The sequence below is a fragment of the Pseudomonas sp. N-1-13 genome, assembly GCF_057787095.1.
Window position 1 is genome coordinate 4,672,858 of the sequence record NZ_JBYNRI010000001.1, and the last position, 20,235, is coordinate 4,693,092.

A 20,235-nucleotide genomic window follows, 5' to 3' on the forward strand; every position below is an offset into this window, starting at 1 on the left:
AGTTTCAAGGAAAGCATCCCATGGCGTCACATGGACTGATTCTGGCCCTCGGCCTGCTGGTGGGATTGAGCGTGACCGTTCACGCCGAGCCGTTGGATGAACCGCTCAAACCGCTGCCCCCCATTCCGACCCTGGACCCCAAGCGCGTCCAGTTGGGCCTGCGGCTTTTCAACGACCCGCGGCTGTCGGTCAACAACACCCTGTCCTGTGCCAGTTGCCATCGCCTGGACAAGGGTGGCGCCGACGACAAACAGTTTTCCCTTGGCTTCGACGGTAAACCAGTGGAGTTCAATACACCCACGGTGTTCAACGCCAGCCTGAACTTCCATCAGTTCTGGGACGGCCGCGTCGACACTCTGGAAGAACAGGTGCACATCGTCGTGACCAGCCCGGCGGAAATGGGCAGTACCTGGGAAACGGTGCTCAAGCGCATCGGCCAGGACCCGGACTACGCCCGGGATTTTAACGATGCCTACCCCGACGGCGTGACCCAGGCCAACATCCAGGGTGCCCTGGCCGACTATGAACGCACCCTGCTGACCCCAAATTCACGTTTCGACCAGTACCTGCTGGGCAACACCGACATCCTCACACCCCGGGAAAAGTTCGGTTACCAGCGCTTCAAGGAATACGGCTGCATCGCCTGCCACCAGGGCGTGAACATCGGCGGCAACATGTTCCAGAAATTCGGCGTGATGGGCGACTACATCCAGGACCGGGGCAACCCTACCCGGGCCGACGAGGGCCGCTTCAACGTCACTGGCGACGAGGCTGACCGCCAGGTTTTCAAGGTGCCGAGTCTGCGTAACGTCGCCATCACCGCCCCGTACTTTCACGCCGGGTCAGCGCCTACCCTGGAGAACGCGGTGGAAGTGATGTTCAAGTACCAGTTGGGCCGTGAACCCTTGAAGAACGACACGGAACTGATCGTCGAATTCCTCAAGACCCTCACCGGCGAACGGGAGGGCAAGCCGCTATGACCGCCCTGCGTCGCCTCGGTCTGGCATTCGTCGGCCTCTTGCTGGTGTCGATCCTGCTGTTCATGTACATCCAGTCGAGTGCACAGCAGGCCGCCTCGTACATTGAATCTCGGGACCTGATCCGCCTGCTCAAACAGCAGGACGCCATCTGGGACAACGAAGTCCTTAAATCCCGGATGGCTTTGAGCCAAAACTATGACCCCCTAGTTTCGCCCCTCAATGAGATGGCACGTCTGTGGCAGCGCCTCAACGCCATCGAATCGGAACCGGCGCGCCACGCACCGTCAAGCTGGGAACAGGAGCGCGACGAATACCTCAAGGCGGTGAAGGAGAAAACCCGCCTGGTGGAAAGATTCAAATCCCACAATGCGGTACTGCGCAATTCCCTCGCCTTCCTGCCCACCGCCGAAGATGACATCCAGGCCCAGTTCGCCCAGCTTTCGGACGCCGACAAACTGCAGCTGCAAAACGTTGCCATCGATACCTACGACCTGTTGCTCAGTTCCATGGAGTTCGCCCATCTGGCCACCCGTGAGCAAGCCGCCGAAGTGCTGCTAGGCCTGAATCGGCTGGACGTCAACAAGGAGCGTCTGCCGGAAGGCCTGCAAAAATCCGTCGATATCCTGAGCAGGCACATCGCGCTGATCTTGCGCGAACAACCCAGGGTCAATGACCTCTTGCAGGGAATCGAAGCCGTTCCCGTGGCCGGCCGACTGGACACCATCACCAGCCTGCTGGACAAAGACCAGGAGAAAGCTGCCGCCAGGCATCAGCGCAACCATATTCTTCTGCTGGTTTTCGCCACGTTCCTGGTGTTGATCCTGATCTGGCTGGCCATCCGGCTGATGCGCAGCTTCGCCGAAACCAAACGCGCCAACAACGCCCTGCAAACCGCCAACGACGAGCTGGAGCTAAGGGTCGAAGAGCGCACCCGCCAACTCAAGGACACCCAGAGCGAACTGATGGACACCGCCCGTCAGGCCGGCATGGCGGAAATCGCCACCAACGTGCTGCACAACGTTGGCAACGTGCTCAACAGTGTGAACATCTCCGCCGACCTGATCAGCCGTAAACTGCGCAGCAGCAAGGCCCTGGGGCTGGGCAAGGCGATGCAACTGATCAATGAACACCCCCACGACCTGGGGCACTTCCTTACCGAAGACGAAAAAGGCAAGCTGTTGCCCGGCTATCTGAACCAGTTGGTGGAGGCCATCGCGGTCGAACAGCAAGGCCTTACCGACGAGTTGGCCCAGTTGAGCAAGAGCGTGGATCACATCAAGGATATTGTCTCCACCCAGCAATCCTATGCCGGCGCCAACAGCCTGGTGGAGCCTTTGGTGGTCAGCGAACTGCTCGAAGACGCCCTGCGCATGAACTCCGGCGCCCTGACCCGACACCACGTGACGGTGCTCAAGGAATACGGCGACGTGCCGCGGATCCTGGGCGACAAACACCGCTTGCTGCTGATTCTGATCAACCTGATCAGCAACGCCAAATACGCCATGGCGGGGGTTTCCAACCACGCACGGAACATGACCCTCAAGGCCACGGTGATCAATGACGATACCCTGCAGATCAGTGTCAAGGATGAAGGCGAAGGCATCCCGGCGGAAAACATGACGCGTATCTTCGCCCATGGTTTTACCACCCGTAAGGAAGGCCACGGGTTCGGTTTGCACAGTTGCGCGCTCGCGGCCATTGAGATGAACGGCCACCTCACCGCTCACAGTGAGGGACCAGGCACAGGAGCAACGTTCGTGTTGCAACTGCCCTTGAAACTCGCAGAAGGTGAGCATGAATAATCTGAGCAACCGCCGCATCCTGTTGATCGACGATACACCGGCCATCCATGACGATTTCCGCAAAATCCTCACGCCGGAGGATCAGGTCAATGTCGATCTACTGGACATGGAAAACGCCTTGTTCGGCGACGCACCGAAACCGGCCGGCACCGTATTCGAACTCGACTCGGCCTACGGCGGCCAGGAAGGTCTGAACAAACTGCTGCAAGCGCTGGCAACGGAGCACCCTTATGCATTGGCCTTTGTCGACATGCGCATGCCCGAGGGCTGGGATGGCGCCAAAACCATCGAGGAACTCTGGAAGCACGACCCACTGTTGCAAGTGGTGGTCTGCACCGCCTACTCGGACTATTCCTGGGACGAACTGCTGGACCGCCTCAATGGCCATGACCGGTTGCTGATTCTGAAGAAACCCTTCGACAACATCGAAGTCCAGCAAATGGCCAACACCCTGACCACCAAGTGGGAAATGACTTCCCGCGCGCAATTGCAGATGAGCAAACTCGAGGAGCTGGTGGAGCAGCGGACCCAGGCGTTCAAACAGGCCAGTTCTTTGCTGCAGATGGAAATCGACGAACGCAAGATGCTGGAAAGCCAGTTGGTCCAGTCGGAAAAACTCGCCTCGCTGGGCCAGTTGGCCGCCGGGGTCGCTCACGAAATCAACAACCCGATCGGTTTCATTTCTTCCAATCTGGGGGCCCTGGATGGCTACTTTGGCAAACTCCAGGAGATGCTCCAGGCCTATGACAGTGCCGAGCAAGCCATTTCTTCGCCGGAACTGGTAGTGAATCTGAGAAAGCTGCGCGAGCAGGTGGAGCTGGACTTCCTCGTCGAGGACATTCCACTGCTGATCAAAGAGTCCAAGGACGGCATCAGTCGGGTCGGGCAGATCGTCAAGGACCTCAAGGACTTCTCCCGCGTCGACTCCAACCAGGAATGGCAGATGGCCAACTTGCAACAAGGCCTGGATTCGACGCTGAACATCGTCGCCAATGAAATCAAGTACAAGGCCGACGTGATCAAGCAATACAGCCCGTTGCCGGAAGTCGAATGCCTGCCGTCGCAGATCAACCAGGTGATCATGAACCTCATCGTCAACGCCGCCCAGGCCATCGGCCCCGAGCGTGGCACCATCACCTTGCGCAACGGCATTGAAGAAGACACCGTGTGGATCGAAGTCGCCGACAACGGCTCGGGCATGCCGCCTGAGACACTGCAAAAAATCTTCGACCCGTTCTTCACCACCAAACCTGTCGGCCAGGGCACGGGACTGGGACTTTCACTGTCCTACGGCATCGTGAAAAAACACAACGGCGAGATCACAGTGCGCAGCGAGGTCGGGGTGGGAACTACCTTCCGCGTGGAGTTGCCGGTGCGGCAGATGAAACAGGCGAGCTGAGATCGCGCTGTGTGGGAGCAAGGCTTGCCCGCGATGGAGGCGATGCGGTCTTCAGAAACCGAGGCGCCTGTTTAGCGAGCAGGGGTTGCCCCCACCCCAGCGAGCATAAATCCCCTCGCCACAGTTGCCCGCCCTTTCGCTGCCAGCGCAGAATGCCTGCACCGCCCCACCCCATCGCTCACCCGAAGGAAACCGCATGAGCCTGTCTTTACTGAGCCGTTACGCCTTCTTTGCCGGCTGCGTAGTTTTCACCCTCGCCAGCCTACCGTTTCTGCAACACGACTGGCTCTGGCCGATCACGCTGGTGACAGGTCTGTTAAGTCTGCTGGGACTGTTCGACCTGCTGCAGAACCGCCATGCCGTGCGTCGCAACTACCCGATCCTGGGTAATATCCGCTATCTGGTCGAAGGCATCCGCCCGGAAATTCGTCAGTACCTGCTCGAATCCGACAGCGACGCCCTGCCCTTCTCGCGCGCACAGCGTTCCCTGGTGTACTCCCGGGCCAAGAACGAAAGCGCCGACAAACCGTTCGGCACCCTGATCGATGTTTATCAGACCGGTTTCGAATTCATCGGCCATTCCATGCGCCCGGCTCCGTTAAGCGACCCCAGCGGTTTTCGCGTGACGGTCGGCGGACCGCAATGCACCCAACCGTATTCAGCGTCGGTGTTCAACATCTCCGCCATGAGCTTCGGTTCCCTGAGCGCCAACGCCATTCGGGCGTTGAACCAGGGCGCCAAGCTCGGCAATTTCGCCCACGACACGGGCGAAGGCAGCATCAGCCCTTATCACCGCGAACACGGCGGCGACCTGACCTGGGAACTGGGCAGCGGCTATTTCGGCTGTCGCACCCGTGAAGGTCGCTTCGACCCGGAGCGCTTCGCCGCCCAAGCGCAAAACCCGCAGGTGCGGATGATTGAAATCAAGATGAGCCAGGGCGCCAAGCCCGGCCATGGCGGAATTCTGCCCAAGCACAAGGTCACCCGGGAAATCGCCGAAACCCGTGGCATCCTCATGGGCGAGGACTGCGTTTCACCGTCACGCCACAGTGCTTTCTCCACACCGATCGAACTGATGCAGTTCGTCCAGCAATTGCGCGAACTGTCCGGTGGCAAACCAGTGGGTTTCAAGTTCTGCCTGGGCCACCCCTGGGAGTTCATGGGCATCGCCAAGGCCATGCTGGAAACCGGCATCCTGCCCGACTTCATCGTGGTGGACGGCAAGGAAGGTGGCACGGGTGCAGCGCCAGTGGAATTCACCGACCACATTGGCGTGCCGTTGCGCGAGGGCCTGCTGTTTGTCCACAACACCTTGGTGGGCCTGAACCTGCGGGACAAAATCAAGCTCGGCGCCAGCGGCAAGATCGTCAGCGCCTTCGACATCGCCAGCGTCCTGGCCATCGGTGCCGACTGGGCCAACGCCGCGCGGGGCTTCATGTTCGCCATCGGCTGCATCCAGTCCCAAAGCTGTCATACCAACAAATGCCCTACCGGCGTCGCCACCCAGGACACCCTGCGCCAGCGCGCCCTGGTTGTGCCGGACAAGGCCCAGCGGGTCTACAACTTCCACCGCAACACCCTCAAGGCCCTGGCCGAAATGCTCGCCGCCGCCGGCCTCGAGCATCCTTCACAACTGCAACCCAAGCATCTGGTACGGCGCATGTCCGCCACTGAAATCAAGCTGTTTTCCCAGTTGCATGTGTTCTTGAAACCGGGGGAATTGCTGACGGGTGAGGTCAATGGGGAGTTTTATTCGCGGATGTGGCAGATGGCGCGGGCGGACAGTTTTGAGCCGCAGGAAGTCGCCGCCGCTTGACGGCAGTGCCATCAGGCATGAGACAGGATCCTCCACGGTACGAGGGGTATCCCCTTGAGAAAAAGCCCCGATCATTCGACCGGGGCTTTTCGTTTTATTGCCGGCAATTTATGAAGCGGTATCCATCGAACCCTGCACATCACCCGTGGGCTGCAACTTGAAGGTATAAAACAACACCGTCAGCAGCACCAGGAACGCCGGGCCCACGTAGAGGGCCACGCGGGTATCGGGGAAGTAGGCCATCAGGCCCACCACCAGCACCAGGAACGCCAGCGCCAAATAGGAACTGACCGGGTACAGCCACATGCGGTATTTCAGGGCCGCACGTTCCGAAGCGCTCAGGCTTTTGCGGAATTTGAGCTGGGCCAGCAGGATCATCACCCAGGTCCAGATCGCGCCGAAGGTGGCGATGGAGGTCACCCAGACGAAGACTTTTTCCGGCACCAGATAGTTGAGCAGCACGCCCAGCAGCAGCGCGGCGATGGACAGCAGCAACGCGCGGCGCGGCACGCCGTTGGCCGAGGTGGTGGCGAAACCAGCCGGGGCCTGGCCGTTCTGCGCCAAGCTGTAGAGCATGCGCCCGGTGCTGAAGATACCGCCGTTGCAGGACGACAGCGCCGCAGTGATCACCACGAAGTTGATGATGCCGGCGGCGGTCTTGATACCCAGGCGCTCGAAGGTCATCACGAACGGGCTGCCCTGGGTGCCGATTTCGTTCCAGGGGTAGATCGACAGGATCACGAACAGCGCGCCGACGTAGAACAGCAGGATCCGCCAGAACACCGAACCGATGGCGTTAGGGATGGTTTTCTGCGGGTTCTTCGCCTCACCGGCGGTCAGGCCGATCATTTCCACACCCAGGTAGGCGAACATCACCATTTGCAGGGACATCAACACACCCTGCACGCCGTTGGGCATGAAACCGCCGTGCGTCCAGAGATTGGAAATACCCAGGGCCACGCCGTCGTTGCCGAACCCGAAAGCGATGATGCCCACGCCGCCGATGACCATGGCGATGATGGTGACGATCTTGATCAAGGCGAACCAGAACTCGAATTCGCCGAAGGCCTTGACCGCGATCAGATTGATCGAGCCCATGCTGATCAGTGCCGCCAGGGCCCAGATCCAGCGGGGCACGTCGGGGAACCAGATGCCCATGTACACCGCCACCGCGGTGATTTCCGCCACGCAGGTAACCAGCCACAGGAACCAGTAGTTCCAGCCGGTCAGGAAGCCCGCCAGCGGCCCGAGGTAGTCCTGGGCATAACGACTGAACGAGCCGGCCACCGGGTTGTGCACGGCCATCTCGCCGAGCGCACGCATGATCACCAGGATCGCCAGGCCGCCAATGATGTAGGACAGCATGATCGCCGGACCGGCCATTTCGATGGCCTTGGCCGAGCCGAGGAACAGCCCGACACCGATGCAAGCGCCGAGCGCCATCAGGCGGATATGCCGCTCGCCGAGTTCACGTTTGAGCGGACCACCCTGAGCGGTCTCGCCATGGGGCAGATGATTGCCGACAGGCATAGGGATACAACCTCGTTTTGTTATTGGATTGACCACCGAGTCTCCAAAGCCGCAAGCCGATAGGCCTGCCACCTTGCCGAAACCGGGTCTGTTTTGTGGACAGACCGTCCTGTAGAACAAAAGCCGCAGGATCAGCGGGTCGTGCAGTATAAAAAGCCAGAGGCAGAGAGTTTCACTGTAAAACCAGGGAAAATCAGGGATAAACCTCATCCCTATACCCATCTATGGAGACGTATTGCCTGGGATTACAGCCAATTCGTAAAACGGCGCCGAGTATTGCACAGCAATGGTGCAGCGTCATGCCCGGAGACATGCCGATGGCTCTAGCGCAGGGTTATTGGGCTGAATAGCCCCTGTGGCGAGGGGATTTATCCCCGCTGGGCTGCGCAGCAGCCCTTCTGAGAAGCTTCCTAATCTCCCAGACAATGCTCATGCCCTTTGCGCCTGCTGCGCAGTCGAGCGGGGATAAATCCCCTCGCCACAGGAACTACGAAAGTTTCGGAATATTCGTTCAGCCGTTTCAGCGTCGAAACGACAGCGCCATGGCTAAGCTGCATTCACCCCCTCTATCAAAGGAAGCAAGGAATGCATCCACAACCCAATTCCCATCTCTTGCGCCGAGGACGTTATTCGGAGCATGGACGGGCCTATCTGGTGACTGCCGTTATTCATCGTCGGCGGCCGGTTTTTGCCGACTGGACAGTTGGAAGACTGTTGGTCGCAGAACTAAAACGCGCTCATGATTCCGGCCAGGTGAAATCCTTGGCCTGGGTGGTCATGCCGGATCATTTCCATTGGCTGCTGCAACTCATCGATAACCAACTAAGCCGGGTCATCGGCGCTACGAAAGCTCGATGCGCCCATAGCGTGAACAGCAAAACCGAGGCTTGTGGCCCTCTCTGGCAAAGCGGCTTCCACGACCGTGCGATCCGTGACAACGAAGACCTGCTCCCCTTCGCCCGCTACATCATTGCCAATCCACTTCGCGCAGGACTGGTGGAACGCATAGGCGATTACCCCCTATGGGACACTGAATGGCTTTGAAGCTCCCACCACCTGTGGCGAGGGGATTTATCCCCGCTCGACTGCGCAGCAGTCGCAATATCATGAGGATCGAGAATGCTTCAGAAGGGCTGCTGCGCAGCCCAACGGGGATAAATCCCCTCGCCACAGAGGATCGTCGGCGCGGCCTATGACATTGGCTTGTCCACAATTTCCCTGCCGCCCGCGCCGCCACCGTCTAAGCTTCAAACAAGTCCCGATCAATGCGTGAATGGATCAGTCGACTATGGGCGCGTTATGGCAAACCGATTCGAGTAAACCTGTGGGCCCGACTGAACGTATGGAAGAAGCACCTTTACCCCAAAAAAAACGCCGCGCAGGGCATGGCTGGCGAGCGTTCTGGTTGTTGCTGTTGATTATCGTGGTGGTGGTCGGCCTGGCGGTGGCCAAGGAAATGCGCACGTCCAGGTTTCAGGCCCGGGAGATCAGCCGGTATGCCGCGTCTCTGACCTATTCGGTGCAACCGGGGCCCAGCGACGCCATCGTCTACCCTGGGGCGGGTCCGTTCGACCGGCGGTTGGGTTACAGCTCGCTGGATGAATTCCTGCCGCGGTTGCTCAAGCGCGATTATGTGATCCAGGCCCAGGCACGTTTCTCCCCGGCCTTGATGAACTACGTCGATAAGGGCCTGTTTGTCCCTTATGCGGAAAAGATCCAGGCCGGCCTGACGATCACCGATTGCCGCGTCGCGCCGCTGTACCAGTTCAAGTACCCGCAGCAACTGTACGCCAGCTTCGAGGCAATCCCCCCCGTGGTGGTGCAAAGCCTGTTGTTCATCGAGAACCGCTTTTTGCTCGACCCCAAGCACCCCCAGGCCAACCCGGCGGTGGACTGGCCGCGCTTCGGCATGGCGGCGTGGTCGCAAGTCGCCAAGCTCCTGAGTCTGCCGGGGCAGTCCGCCGGGGGCAGTACACTGGCGACGCAGCTGGAAAAGTATCGCCACTCCGCCGACGGCCTCACCGGGTCGGGGGCGGAGAAAATCCGCCAGATGATTTCCGCCAGTGTGCGGGCTTATCAGGCAGGCCCACAGACCCTTGAGGCCCGGCAGAAAATCATTCGCGATTACCTCAACAGCGTGCCGCTCTCCGCCGTACCGGGGCATGGCGAAGTCCACGGCATGGCCGAAGGTTTGCGGGTCTGGTACGGCGCCGATTTCAAGCGTGCCAACGAACGTTTGTCCAGCACCGCGACAGATCCCGCCAGCCTCGCGGAAAAAGGCCTGGCCCTGCGGGAAATGCTGTCGTTGATGATTGCCCAGCGCCGCCCCTCCTATTACCTGTCCAAAGGCCGGGACGAGCTGGCGCGCCTGACCGACAGCCACGTCCGGCTGCTGGCCCAGAACGGCGTGATCGACGCCTCGCTGGCCGAGGCGACCCTGGCAAGCAAGGTCAGCTATCGCGACTGGGTGCAGCAACCCACCATCCAGCCCAACGAAATCAACAAGGGCATCAGCGCCGCCCGCAGTCGTCTGGCCACGCTGCTCAACCGCTCGTTTTACGACCTCGATCGCCTGGACCTCTCCGCCACCAGCACCTTGCAAAACGACTTGCAGACCCAGGCCACCGATTACCTCAAGCGCTTGGCGGACCCGGCGTTCGCTGCCGAAATCGGCCTGATGGGCGAACGTCTTCTGACGCCTACCAGCACCGCCCAGGTGCGCTACAGCTTCACCCTGCTGGAACTGACCCCGGACGGCTCGCGCGTGCGCGTGCAAACCGACAGCACCGACCAACCCTTTGATATCAACGAAGGCAGCAAACTGGAACTGGGCTCCACCGCCAAGTTACGGGTGCTCACCACCTACCTGCAGATCATCGCCGAACTGCACGAACGTTATGCCCACGAAACCCCGGCAACATTGAAAAAAGCCGAGATCGCCGACCAGGACCGCCTCTCCCGCTGGGCCGTCGACTACCTGATCCAGCACAGCGATCGCAACCTGCCGACGATGCTTGAGGCGGCGCTGGATCGTACCTATTCAGCCAGCCCCGGCGAGGCGTTTTTCACCGGCGGCGGGCTGCACACCTTCAATAATTTCCGTAAGGAAGATAACGGCCGTAATCCCACCTTGCGCGACGCCCTGCGCGAGTCGATCAACCTGCCATTCATTCGCCTGATGCGTGACCTGGTGCGCTACGCCACGTACGCGGGTCCCGACAACAGTTCGGAGCTGCTCAAGGACGACAAGAATCCGCGCCGCCAGGAGTACCTGGCCCAGTTTGCCGACCGCGAAGGCACCACCTTCCTGCTCAAGTTCTGGAAGAAGTACCAGAAAAAGGACACGGGCCAGCGTCTCGAAACCTTCCTCGACGGCATGCGCCCCACCGCGATCCGCCTGGCCGCCGTGCACCGCTATTTCTTTCCCGGCGACAGCCAGGAAAGCTTCGACCACTTTGTGCGCTCGCACCTCAAGTCGGCCAAGAGCGCCGAAAAGCTCACCGACGAACGCCTGGAACGGCTCTACAGCAGCTACGGCCCGGGCAACTATGACCTGCCCGACCAGGGCTTTATCGCCAAAGTCCATCCGCTGGACCTGTGGCTGGTGGGTTATCTGCTGAACAATCCTGATGCCAAGTTCAGCCAGATCGTCAAAGCCAGCCGGTTCGAACGCCAGGAGGTCTACAGCTGGCTATTCAAAAGCCGGCACAAGAGCGCCCGCGACAGTCGTATCCGCACCATGCTGGAAGTCGAGGCCTTCCTTGATATCCACCAACGCTGGCAGAAAGTCGGCTACCCGTTCGACCATCTGGTGCCGTCGCTGGCCACCGCCATCGGCAGCTCCGGCGACCGCCCCGCCGCGCTGGCGGAGCTGGTGGGCACCATCCTCAACGACGGCATCCGGCTCCCGGCGCTGCGCGTCGACAGCCTCGACTTCGCCGTCAATACCCCTTATGAGACACGGCTGATCAGCGATCCGGATAACGGCAAACGCGTGATGCCGGTGGAAGTGGCCCGGGCTTTGCGCGGTGCGTTGTCCCAGGTGGTCGATGCCGGCACCGCGAAACGGGTGGCCGGCAGTTTCACCCTGGCCGATGGCACGCCGTTATCGATGGGTGGCAAGACCGGCACCGGCGACAATCGCATCGAAGCCGTTGGCGCCGGCGGGCGGGTCATCAGTTCCAAGTCGATCAACCGCACCGCGACCTTTGTGTTCTACATCGGCGACAGCCATTTCGGCACCCTCACCGCCTATGTGCCGGGGGTTTCGGCGCAGAACTTCAAATTCACCTCGGCCTTGCCGGTGCAGGTGCTCAAGGGTATGGCGCCGTTCCTCTCGCCGTACTTGCAACCGGGTAGCCATACCCAGTGCCAGCCGTTGGTGGCGCGCCATTGACTCAATCCAACCCCTTAGGAGCGATGGTGGACCGCTAGACCTCCGAATCCCAGATCACCGTCACATTGCCGATGTAGCTCTTGGCATCGCCGGCCAGCATTTCCTCGACCTGGTTGCGGGCGACTTCAAAGTGCATCGTTCCCGACCGACGCTCGATGTAATGCCCCGGCTGGAACAACTCGGTGCCGCTTCCATCGAGATAGAGCCGACGGCGGTTGACCGGTTGGCCACCAGCGTCGGTCAGGCCATTGGGCAGGGTCACACTGATATTCACCGGCACCATCTGGCCGGAGCTGGGTGCCCAGAGCAGGCAGGTGTTATCACTCGAACCGGCGAACTGGCATTGCAGGCCCATCTTGAAACGCGACGAGGCTGAGATGTGGAAGGTTTGGTCACGAAACAACCGCGTCGGTTTTTGCCCCTGGCTCAACCAGGCCTGCCAACCGCCCTGAGGTTCGAGCACGACCTTGTTGCCGCCAGGAGGCACTTCGACCTTGAGGGTGTGTTCGACATCCAGTTTGAAATTGAACGCGATTATTGAATCATTCGGGATCATCACATCGCCCATATCAAAGTCCTGCCCCGGACCAACGCTATACGTCAGCGAGCCCGTGTATTGACCGGTCGACATGGTCAAGGGATTGGGGGTACGCAGTTCGTAGGCAAAATCCAGATAACGGTAAGTCATGCTGGGGATCAAGTAACGAGCCCTTTTGGCGCACACACCTTCTACCGGGGTGGTCCAGAAAAAACCGTACCAATTGACGTTATAAGGTGCATTACCGCCGAATCGACATGGCGAGGGCGCACTGACCCAGCTAGAACCCCATAACAGGTTATGAGCCTTTAAAGCGTCAACACCTCCACCGACCAAGTCGGCTGCGTTAACAGGAAGTCGGTATTCCGAACCTATGCCGGACAAACGTATTTCAACGACTTCGGTTTCACCTGTACTTGCATGGGTTACTTGTAGCGAGCGCCAACCGGCAGGCACTTTGAACATCGCACCTTGCCGAGCGTCCCCATGATTCGCTTCGATAGGAAGGGTCGAACTGAAAGTGATAGGCAAGCGAATGCTGAACATCGTCTTGCATTGATTTGGAAATGACGCGCAGTAACCCGTGGTCGGAGTGGTATTGCGAAATTTATTCTCCTGAGGCTTAGCTGGGTCCGGCCTGAAGACTGCAGTGATCTCCCGGGTCAGCGCATTGGCCGTCGGAACGCCTGTCAACAACAAGGCAAAAACCGTGACTGCGCGGCACAACGAAACACCGTGCTCGAAGATATTTGAACGACTCATTTCGACTTACTCCAATAAACCGCAATTGCCCTACGGCGCAATGGCATCGAACACCATGTGCACGGTGCCAAAATAATCCCCAGGCGCATACTCCTCCTCGGTCTTGACGGCGATGATTTCCAGCCCCACACGCCGACCGGGCCGGGCCTCGGCGGCCGAGACCACCTGGGCCGAATCCAGGGTCAGTTGGACGTTGTTGAACGTCACCTGCAGGTCGATGCGCTCACGGCCATTGGACAGGTAAGCCTCTTGCCCCAGACGGGCGCCAATGGCCCCGTTGATGTTCTTCACTTCGTAATTGGCCCGCAGCGGCAGGAGCCCGGAGGTCAGGGTGCTGAACAGCATCGGCTGTTCACGCTCGACCAGTTGCGGGTCGACCGGCAGCACGTGGAAGTCGATCGTCGGGATGGTGACGAAGAGTTCGAACGTTTCCCGCTCCAGCGCTGCCCACGCGGGCAAACCCGGCAGCGTCAAGGCGGTGAACAGGAGGGTACGTAACAGCGTCTTGAACATGATGATTACCTGTGGCGCCAACGGCGGTTCAGTGACGGCATACCGTCAGCCTTTGATCTCAATGGCTTTTTTCTCGCGACCTTCGATCAGGCTGAAGCGGTATTCACGCCCAGGCTCCTTGTCGAACGAAAAGGTGCGACCGGCCATGACATGGTGCTTGGTGGTCGGCCGGCAATCGTTGTCTTTTTGCGCAGCGCAATCCTTGAACTCATCGATCACCACCACGCTGTTGCCGTTGTTGCGCACCAGGTAGCGATCGGCGCTGTCATCGATGGCCGTCTCGAAACGGGTCTCCTTGGGCCTGACAAAAAACACCGTGCCGAAGCCGGCCAGCACCTTCACCCCGGCGGCGATCCGTTCCTTCTTGTATTGCTCGCGTTCCTCGGCGCTGACGGCGAACTCGTCCTCGGCCTCCGGCACCACCGGGACGAAGCGAACCCGGAAGTACCGCTCCTTGCTGCGGTCGCCCATGAACAGCAGACGCGTGCCTTGCATGCCGTTGGCCGGCACGATCAGGCGCGCCGGGCTGGCCATCAGACCATTCTTGGCGAGTACGCCGTCCTGATCCTGCAGCGGCACCTCCAGGTAGCTGCCGTCATCGCTGTAAAGAATCTCGAGGATGTCGACCTTGACGAATGCGGTGGACGTTCCGCCGTTGAAGATCCGTTTCATGTAGGTGCTCTTGTCGCCTTCGAGATAGTCGTAGACCACCCCGACATTAATCTGCGGCCCGGCCTGGGCCATCAGCGAAAACAGCGACAAACCACACAGAACCAATAAGCGCTTCATTACCAAAACCTCATGAATGGAAGGCGGCCGATGGCGACCGTTTCACGGAACACTGCTTGCAATGTTGAAGGGCGCACCACGCTGGCCGGCGCGCCAGGATCAAGTTCAACCCGCCGTCTCGATCGGGTTGTTGCTGTCGGCCAGGGTGTCTGGCGTGCAGCGCAAATCACCGATCATCAACACATCGCCCTCGCTGTTGGCGTTATCCGGGTCGAGGCGGAACTGGCAAAGCAAGTCATTGCCATAGCGCACTTCAAGCGTCGGGGAGCTGGCGTTCATCTCCATGGAGAAGAAACCGTCCACCTCGCTGACTCCACGGCTGGCGTGGTTGATCACGTGATGGCCCTTGAGCGGCTGGCCCTGCGCGTCCAGCAGACGACCGAGCACGGTCACGCTTCTCATCACGCTGACTTTGCGGTAGTCCACGCCCCCTTTGTTCAAGTGATAGCGGCTGCGTGAAGGCTCTATGTTGGCCGCCGGTGGATGCACGCCGTCGAAGTCGAAGGTCAACAGGCTGTTCTGATAGGCGGTGATGGGCACGAAGTTGCGGCCGGGACGCAAGGTGGTGGTGCCACCCGTCAGGTCGTCGGCGAGCAGGACGATGTCGTCCAGGTCGGTTTCCACATCCACGATCATGCCCGCGCCGCCACTCTGGGGCAGGCCGGTGAAGGCGACTTTCTGGCCACCCACGGCCACCGTGCTGCTCAGGTTCAAGCCACCGGTGAGGTTGTCGTTGTAGGAAGAGCGCTGGATGAAACCGTCGCCGTACACCGTATCGGTGTCGAAACTGGCGAGGCCGGACAGACCCACGCCATAGGTATCGGCCAGTACCGTGGCGGACACGCTTTGCAGCACGTGATCCTGCAGGTCCCGGCGATAGCTCAGCGACCCATTGTTGTCCCGCGTTCCGTCACGGGATGTGCGGGTGCCGATACTGCCTGACCAATACTCGCCCGGCCCGCCCAAGGCCACGCTGACGCTCAGGTCCACGCCGCGATTTCGTCGATCGGCGGTACTGGAGGTGCCCGGACGGTCGAACACCGACCACCGCCAGTTGGCATCGCTGCCGCCAAGCTTGCCACGCTGGGTCCATCCCAGGTCCACACCGGCGCCCTCGACATTGCCTTCGCTGTAGAACAGCCGCCCGTTGATCGACGACTTGTTGCTCAGTCGATGGGAGACCGACAGCGACGAATTGCTGGTCTGGCCGACGAACACGTCGCGCTGGCGGATACGAGTGCCGTCAGGCAGGATTTCGTAAGTGTTGCGCGTGTCCAGCCAACTGCGGTTATGGCTGGCTACCACACTGCCCAGACCGTAGCTGTACAGCGCCTGCAGGTCCATGCCGGTGCCGTATTGCTCGGTCTGGTAAACGTTGGCAAAGAGGCTGGTGTTGTTGGGCAGCGTCCAGTCCACCGAGGTGCCGTACTGCAGCTTGTCCTGCACCTGGCGCGTGGAAAGCCCCAACACCACTCGCGGGTGCAGCAAGTAATTGAGACCGACCCCGGCAGTCGTGAAGCCCGAGGGTTGATCGTCCCAGTTGCTCAGCAGTTTGGTTTCACGGCCGGCAAACAGGTTGTAGCGCCAGCGATCATCGGCGCTGCGCCAGTTGTTGGGCTTGTAGACCAGCTCCTGGGACGTGGCGGTGGTCTGCCCGTCTTCAATCAGCCGCACTTCCACTTCATAGATGCCGCCAGGCAATGGCCGGGTATCCAGGCTCTGCAAGCCGGCGCTGACGGCCTGGGTATTGAGCAACAGGCCGTTGCGATAGATCTCTACCGCCGCCTGACGACTGGCGGTGACATAAATGGGGTACACGCTGGGCTTGGGATTATTGATCACCAGGCTGTCGGAACTGCCGTACATGACCCCCAGCGCGGTATCCGGGTTGGCCCCGAACGAACGGATCTGACGGTTCAAACCATCGGAGCCCGGCATGAAATAACCCAGGCGCAAAAAACTGTCTTGCATCTCGCGCTGGGTGTGCAACTCATGAACGGCGTGGTAGAGCTTATCGTCCGGCCCGCCCAGGCGCGAAAGCTGCAGATCGAACGACTGGGTCCAGTTACCCACACTGGAACTGGCATTGAGGCCATAACGCCCGCCCGTATCCTGCTCCTGACCACCGTTGAGATTGAGTTGGTTATTGACGATCAAGCCCAGACTGCCCCCCTGTGGCTGATCGTAATAACGTTTCTCCACGCTGCCGCGCTCCACTTTTTCAGTGAGGATCGACACCAGTGAATGTTCAAGGCTGTAATGCACCGCCAGCAACCCCGACGTGCATTTGGCTTCGCAGGCTCCCAAGGCGCGCCCCTGTTTGAGCAGTTGCTCCCATTGCCCGCGCTCGACGGGCGGGATCGGGCTGTCCTGGGTGTCGGTGAATTCAAGCAAGGTAATACGATCATCGCGTGTCAACACCACCATGGCTTCGCCGAGGTACTGTTGATCGAGTTCCATACGAACCGCCAGAGGCACATCGAAAAAGTGGGCTTCAAACTCCTCCGGTAGCCCCTTGGCCTGGGACAACAGACTTCTGGGCGTCGTACCGGGGGCGGTCGGCGCAGCCAATGCACTGGCGCACAACAACAGCGCCAGCGCACCCACGATGGGTGTCATCGCAAACATCAACGGATTCTCATATCAGCAAACTATGGGATGTTCCAGGTACAGGCCGGCCAGGCGGCCGACCTGCGTTCATGCCCGCAGGACGAGAAAAGCCATCGGGCAGTGAAGGGTTTACGGGCGAGGCACCGCGTCGAAGATCACGGTGAAGTCGGCGGTGTATTGACCGACCTGGCTCTCCAGAGGCACGACCGCGGCCATGATGAGCATGTCGGCCTGGGTACCTGGAGTGGATGCCGCGTCAGTCACCACTTCCTGAGGAAACTCGGTCAGGGTGACATTGTTGAACCGGGTCAGCAGCGGAATGGCGTCCGTACCATTGGTCAGCGAAGCCTGGCCGCCCAGGATATAGGCATGCACCGAACCGTCGGTGTTCTTCACGTCGAAGGTCTGACGCAAAGGGCTCAAGGAGTTGGTCACCGGGTTGTAGTGCATGACTTCATCCTTACCGAAGTCAGGGTTGCGTGGCAGTACATGGAACTGCTTGGTGGGAATCGTCGCGGTGATATGAATAGAGGAGCGAGCATCGTCCAGAGCGAAGACCAGCGAGGAACTCAGGGCTGCGGCGACCAGAGCAGTACCGGATACGATTTGTTTGAGCATGTTTGACACCTGTTCATAGCATAAAGAGAAGGCTTGAAGTTGCAGACCCACTACAGCCTGGCCTGACCTCAACGCCGGAGCATGATCCACTCTCTTTAATTAAAAATAAGCAGGCCTATTCCCAAAAGCACGTAGCCAAACCGCCATGCGCAATAACGAAAAATACACTGTTTTATATAAAACCGAAGTTTGGATGTAAGAAACAACCCACACCTGCAAGCCACACCCCGGATTTAAAACTGCAAATGCAGACAGTGGCCTACTTTGCCGCCCGTACAAGCAAGGGATTCGGGTAAGGTCTTATCTTTTTCAAACAATTGGAACCCAACTTCGATATATCTTAGTTCCAAGATATATCGAGGGTCAAAGATATATCTACGGATAAAGATATATCTCAGTTCTATCTTATGCAGAACGGAGAGCAGGCATATGACAGTCCCCCCTTCCCATCCCAGCCGAAAACACGATGAACACGATGGTTTCGATCGTCGACCCGCAGGCCGTGAGCGTGGTAGCCGGGGCCCCCGGGTCTTCGCCTCCGGTGACCTGAAATTGCTGTTGCTGGCGCTGATTGGCGAACAGCCCTGCCACGGCTACGACTTGATCCGCCGGATCGAAAACATGTTCGACGGCGCCTATAGCCCCAGCCCCGGCGTGATCTATCCGACGCTGACCTTCCTGGAAATGGGCGTTTTGATCGCCGGCAACGCCGAAGGTGGAAAAAAACGCTACAGCGTGACCGACGCCGGACGTCTATTCCTTGAAGACCAGACCCCGGCGCTGAATGAGGTACGCATGCGCATTGAAGCGAGCAAGCGCTCCCTGCGCGGCCAAGACCGCCCCCCGGAAATCCACGAAGCGGTGTATAACCTGCGCAATGCGCTGCACAAACACCATGGCCGGTGGAGCCCGGAAGAAACCCTGCGGATTCGCGACCTGCTCAACAACACCGCCAAAGCCATTATCGACGGTCCCGACCGTCCACCTGTTTCGGAGTCCAGCCAATGACTGAAGTCGATCAAAACACCATTCACCGTGTCAGCCACGAGATCAAGCGCCGCCGCCTGCAGGTGTTGCGAGTGCAGGACCTGACCCCGCGCATGCGCCGCATCACCCTGGGCGGGCCGGAACTGGCCGGGTTCACCAGCCTCGGCAGCGACGATCACGTAAAACTGCTGTTCCCACAGAACGCCGAGGAACACGCCGCCCTGGAAAATTTCGCCCCCGGCGCTGGCAAGGATCAGGGCCCGATGCCGCAAATGCGCGACTACACCCCGCGCCGTTATGACCTGCAGACGCTGGAGCTGGACATCGACTTTGTGCTGCATGGCGATGGGCCTGCCGCGACCTGGGCGACCCAAGCGACGCCCGGGCAATACCTCAACATCGCCGGGCCAAGGGGCTCGATGATTGTCCCGGACATCTTCGACCACTACCTGCTGATCGGCGACGAAACCGCCCTGCCCGCCATCGCCCGTCGCCTGGAAAACCTGGCGGCCAACCGGCGTGCGCTGGTGGTGGTGGAAGTGGAAAACGGCGCCGAGCAGCAAATCCTTAACAGCCCCGCGCAAGTACACGTGATCTGGGTGCTGCGCGAAGGCCGCCAGAACAACCTGCTGACCACCGTGCAGCACCTGGAAATGCCCGGCGGCAAGCTGTACGCCTGGGTCGCCACCGAGAGCAAGGTGTCGCGACAGATTCGCAAGGTGTTGTTGGAGGAGAAAGGGTTGGATCAGGATTTTGTGAAGGCGGTGGGGTATTGGAAGGCGGATGACAGCGAGGAGGAATGAGGTGCGGCGTGCTGGCCTGCTAAAGTACCCTGCACCCACTGACCGAACACAACCTGTGTGGGAGCAAGGCTTGCCCGCGATGAAGGCAATGAGGTCTTTCAGAAAGCGAGGCGCCTGCATCGCGAGCAAGCTTTGCTCCCACAGGGCTATCGTCGCTCTTGAATACTTGATTTACACCCCACCAGGTACCCCGATCCATGCTTTTCCTGATCGCCTATATCAGCAGCGTCGTGCTGATCAACTTCGCGTTTTCCGCCGCGCCGCACCTGGACATCATCTGGTCGGCCTGGGGCGGGCTGGTGTTTGTCCTGCGCGACATGGTGCAAACTCGATTCGGCCACGGCGCCATCGTGGCGATGCTGGTGGCGCTGGTGTTGTCCTACGTCACCTCCGACCCGACCATTGCCCTGGCCAGCGCCACGGCATTCGCGGTATCCGAATGCATTGACTGGCTGGTGTTCTCCATCACCAAGCGTCCGCTGCATGACCGGTTGTGGATCAGTTCGGCCCTGAGTATTCCTCTGGACACCTTCATTTTCTTCGGCATGATCGATGCCCTGACACCGGCCGTGGTGATCACCGCGCTGGTCTCGAAATTCGCCGGGGTCACGGCAGTGTGGCTGATCATGGCCTGGCGTTTACGCAAACAGGCCGTCACCGGCTGAAGCCAAAACCTGCGGTTCATGTAAAAT

At 59.8% G+C, this 20,235-nt stretch carries 15 protein-coding genes; 9 read left to right on the top strand and 6 right to left on the bottom strand.

The genetic code is table 11. The annotated features are described in order from the left end of the window. The first annotated feature begins 20 nt into the window (after positions 1 to 20). The 4 genes from AC3I65_RS20965 to AC3I65_RS20980 all read left to right on the top strand — a co-directional run bounded on the left by AC3I65_RS20965 (position 21) and on the right by AC3I65_RS20980 (position 5,997). Complete coding sequence (locus tag AC3I65_RS20965) at positions 21 to 980, top strand: cytochrome-c peroxidase (protein ID WP_076383648.1); 960 nt, start codon at positions 21 to 23, stop codon at positions 978 to 980. Continuing rightward, the gene (locus tag AC3I65_RS20970) at positions 977 to 2,782 is read left to right on the top strand and encodes a DAHL domain-containing protein (RefSeq protein ID WP_076383647.1); all 1,806 of its coding nucleotides are present in this window, start codon (positions 977 to 979) and stop codon (positions 2,780 to 2,782) included. Before AC3I65_RS20965 ends, AC3I65_RS20970 begins: the two co-directional genes overlap by 4 nt. After that, entirely contained in the window at positions 2,775 to 4,181 is a 1,407-nt protein-coding gene (locus AC3I65_RS20975; RefSeq protein ID WP_107321936.1) for an ATP-binding protein, read from the top strand. Before AC3I65_RS20970 ends, AC3I65_RS20975 begins: the two co-directional genes overlap by 8 nt. Positions 4,182 to 4,377: 196 nt before the next feature. Continuing rightward, a complete protein-coding gene (locus tag AC3I65_RS20980; protein ID WP_047230405.1) occupies positions 4,378 to 5,997 on the top strand; it encodes an FMN-binding glutamate synthase family protein in 1,620 nt (539 codons plus the stop codon). A 108-nt stretch (positions 5,998 to 6,105) separates the two neighbouring features. On the opposite strand, the gene AC3I65_RS20985 is transcribed toward AC3I65_RS20980, so the two are convergent. Then, a complete protein-coding gene (locus AC3I65_RS20985) occupies positions 6,106 to 7,527 on the bottom strand; it encodes an amino acid permease (protein WP_047230406.1) in 1,422 nt (473 codons plus the stop codon). A gap of 585 nt (positions 7,528 to 8,112) precedes the next feature. Between AC3I65_RS20985 and AC3I65_RS20990 the strand changes: the two genes are divergently transcribed. Together AC3I65_RS20990 and AC3I65_RS20995 are read left to right on the top strand one after the other, a co-directional pair. Further along, positions 8,113 to 8,571: an REP-associated tyrosine transposase gene (locus AC3I65_RS20990; protein ID WP_305466712.1), complete on the top strand. Its 459-nt coding sequence runs from the start codon at positions 8,113 to 8,115 to the stop codon at positions 8,569 to 8,571. A 244-nt stretch (positions 8,572 to 8,815) separates the two neighbouring features. Beyond that, entirely contained in the window at positions 8,816 to 11,923 is a 3,108-nt protein-coding gene (locus AC3I65_RS20995) for a transglycosylase domain-containing protein (RefSeq protein ID WP_488524123.1), read from the top strand. Positions 11,924 to 11,957: 34 nt separating this feature from the next. On the opposite strand, the gene AC3I65_RS21000 is transcribed toward AC3I65_RS20995, so the two are convergent. The 5 genes from AC3I65_RS21000 to AC3I65_RS21020 all read right to left on the bottom strand — a co-directional run bounded on the left by AC3I65_RS21000 (position 11,958) and on the right by AC3I65_RS21020 (position 17,753). Next, positions 11,958 to 13,223 (bottom strand): hypothetical protein, encoded by a 1,266-nt coding sequence (locus tag AC3I65_RS21000; protein ID WP_488524124.1) that lies wholly within the window; start codon positions 13,221 to 13,223, stop codon positions 11,958 to 11,960. Between the two features lie 30 nt (positions 13,224 to 13,253). Further along, the gene (locus AC3I65_RS21005; protein WP_047228905.1) at positions 13,254 to 13,736 is read right to left on the bottom strand and encodes a CS1 type fimbrial major subunit; all 483 of its coding nucleotides are present in this window, start codon (positions 13,734 to 13,736) and stop codon (positions 13,254 to 13,256) included. 45 nt (positions 13,737 to 13,781) lie between these two features. Further along, the gene (locus tag AC3I65_RS21010) at positions 13,782 to 14,525 is read right to left on the bottom strand and encodes a molecular chaperone (RefSeq protein WP_488524125.1); all 744 of its coding nucleotides are present in this window, start codon (positions 14,523 to 14,525) and stop codon (positions 13,782 to 13,784) included. Between the two features lie 105 nt (positions 14,526 to 14,630). Next, positions 14,631 to 17,153, bottom strand: coding sequence for a TcfC E-set like domain-containing protein (locus AC3I65_RS21015; protein ID WP_488524126.1), 2,523 nt, complete (start codon positions 17,151 to 17,153; stop codon positions 14,631 to 14,633). A gap of 111 nt (positions 17,154 to 17,264) precedes the next feature. Further along, a complete protein-coding gene (locus AC3I65_RS21020; protein WP_305466722.1) occupies positions 17,265 to 17,753 on the bottom strand; it encodes a CS1 type fimbrial major subunit in 489 nt (162 codons plus the stop codon). A 429-nt stretch (positions 17,754 to 18,182) separates the two neighbouring features. Here AC3I65_RS21020 and AC3I65_RS21025 point away from each other — a divergent pair, with 429 nt between their 5' ends. The 3 genes from AC3I65_RS21025 to AC3I65_RS21035 all read left to right on the top strand — a co-directional run bounded on the left by AC3I65_RS21025 (position 18,183) and on the right by AC3I65_RS21035 (position 20,208). After that, positions 18,183 to 18,761: a PadR family transcriptional regulator gene (locus AC3I65_RS21025; protein WP_488524127.1), complete on the top strand. Its 579-nt coding sequence runs from the start codon at positions 18,183 to 18,185 to the stop codon at positions 18,759 to 18,761. Beyond that, entirely contained in the window at positions 18,758 to 19,543 is a 786-nt protein-coding gene (locus AC3I65_RS21030) for a siderophore-interacting protein (RefSeq protein ID WP_047228900.1), read from the top strand. Before AC3I65_RS21025 ends, AC3I65_RS21030 begins: the two co-directional genes overlap by 4 nt. Positions 19,544 to 19,740: 197 nt before the next feature. Further along, positions 19,741 to 20,208 carry a preQ0 transporter gene (locus AC3I65_RS21035; RefSeq protein WP_047228899.1) on the top strand — a complete coding sequence of 156 codons (468 nt, stop codon included), beginning with the start codon at positions 19,741 to 19,743 and terminating at the stop codon, positions 20,206 to 20,208. Positions 20,209 to 20,235 lie beyond the last annotated feature (27 nt).

Excerpts from the sequence above, each read along its gene's own strand:
- AC3I65_RS20965 (WP_076383648.1), top strand. The coding sequence starts at position 21 with ATGGCGTCACATGGACTGATTCTGGCCCTCGGCCTGCTGGTGGGATTG.
- AC3I65_RS20970 (WP_076383647.1), top strand. The coding sequence starts at position 977 with ATGACCGCCCTGCGTCGCCTCGGTCTGGCATTCGTCGGCCTCTTGCTG.
- AC3I65_RS20975 (WP_107321936.1), top strand. The coding sequence starts at position 2,775 with ATGAATAATCTGAGCAACCGCCGCATCCTGTTGATCGACGATACACCG.
- AC3I65_RS20980 (WP_047230405.1), top strand. The coding sequence starts at position 4,378 with ATGAGCCTGTCTTTACTGAGCCGTTACGCCTTCTTTGCCGGCTGCGTA.
- AC3I65_RS20985 (WP_047230406.1), bottom strand. The coding sequence starts at position 7,527 with ATGCCTGTCGGCAATCATCTGCCCCATGGCGAGACCGCTCAGGGTGGT.
- AC3I65_RS20990 (WP_305466712.1), top strand. The coding sequence starts at position 8,113 with ATGCATCCACAACCCAATTCCCATCTCTTGCGCCGAGGACGTTATTCG.
- AC3I65_RS20995 (WP_488524123.1), top strand. The coding sequence starts at position 8,816 with ATGGGCGCGTTATGGCAAACCGATTCGAGTAAACCTGTGGGCCCGACT.
- AC3I65_RS21000 (WP_488524124.1), bottom strand. The coding sequence starts at position 13,223 with ATGAGTCGTTCAAATATCTTCGAGCACGGTGTTTCGTTGTGCCGCGCA.
- AC3I65_RS21005 (WP_047228905.1), bottom strand. The coding sequence starts at position 13,736 with ATGTTCAAGACGCTGTTACGTACCCTCCTGTTCACCGCCTTGACGCTG.
- AC3I65_RS21010 (WP_488524125.1), bottom strand. The coding sequence starts at position 14,525 with ATGAAGCGCTTATTGGTTCTGTGTGGTTTGTCGCTGTTTTCGCTGATG.
- AC3I65_RS21015 (WP_488524126.1), bottom strand. The coding sequence starts at position 17,153 with ATGTTTGCGATGACACCCATCGTGGGTGCGCTGGCGCTGTTGTTGTGC.
- AC3I65_RS21020 (WP_305466722.1), bottom strand. The coding sequence starts at position 17,753 with ATGCTCAAACAAATCGTATCCGGTACTGCTCTGGTCGCCGCAGCCCTG.
- AC3I65_RS21025 (WP_488524127.1), top strand. The coding sequence starts at position 18,183 with ATGACAGTCCCCCCTTCCCATCCCAGCCGAAAACACGATGAACACGAT.
- AC3I65_RS21030 (WP_047228900.1), top strand. The coding sequence starts at position 18,758 with ATGACTGAAGTCGATCAAAACACCATTCACCGTGTCAGCCACGAGATC.
- AC3I65_RS21035 (WP_047228899.1), top strand. The coding sequence starts at position 19,741 with ATGCTTTTCCTGATCGCCTATATCAGCAGCGTCGTGCTGATCAACTTC.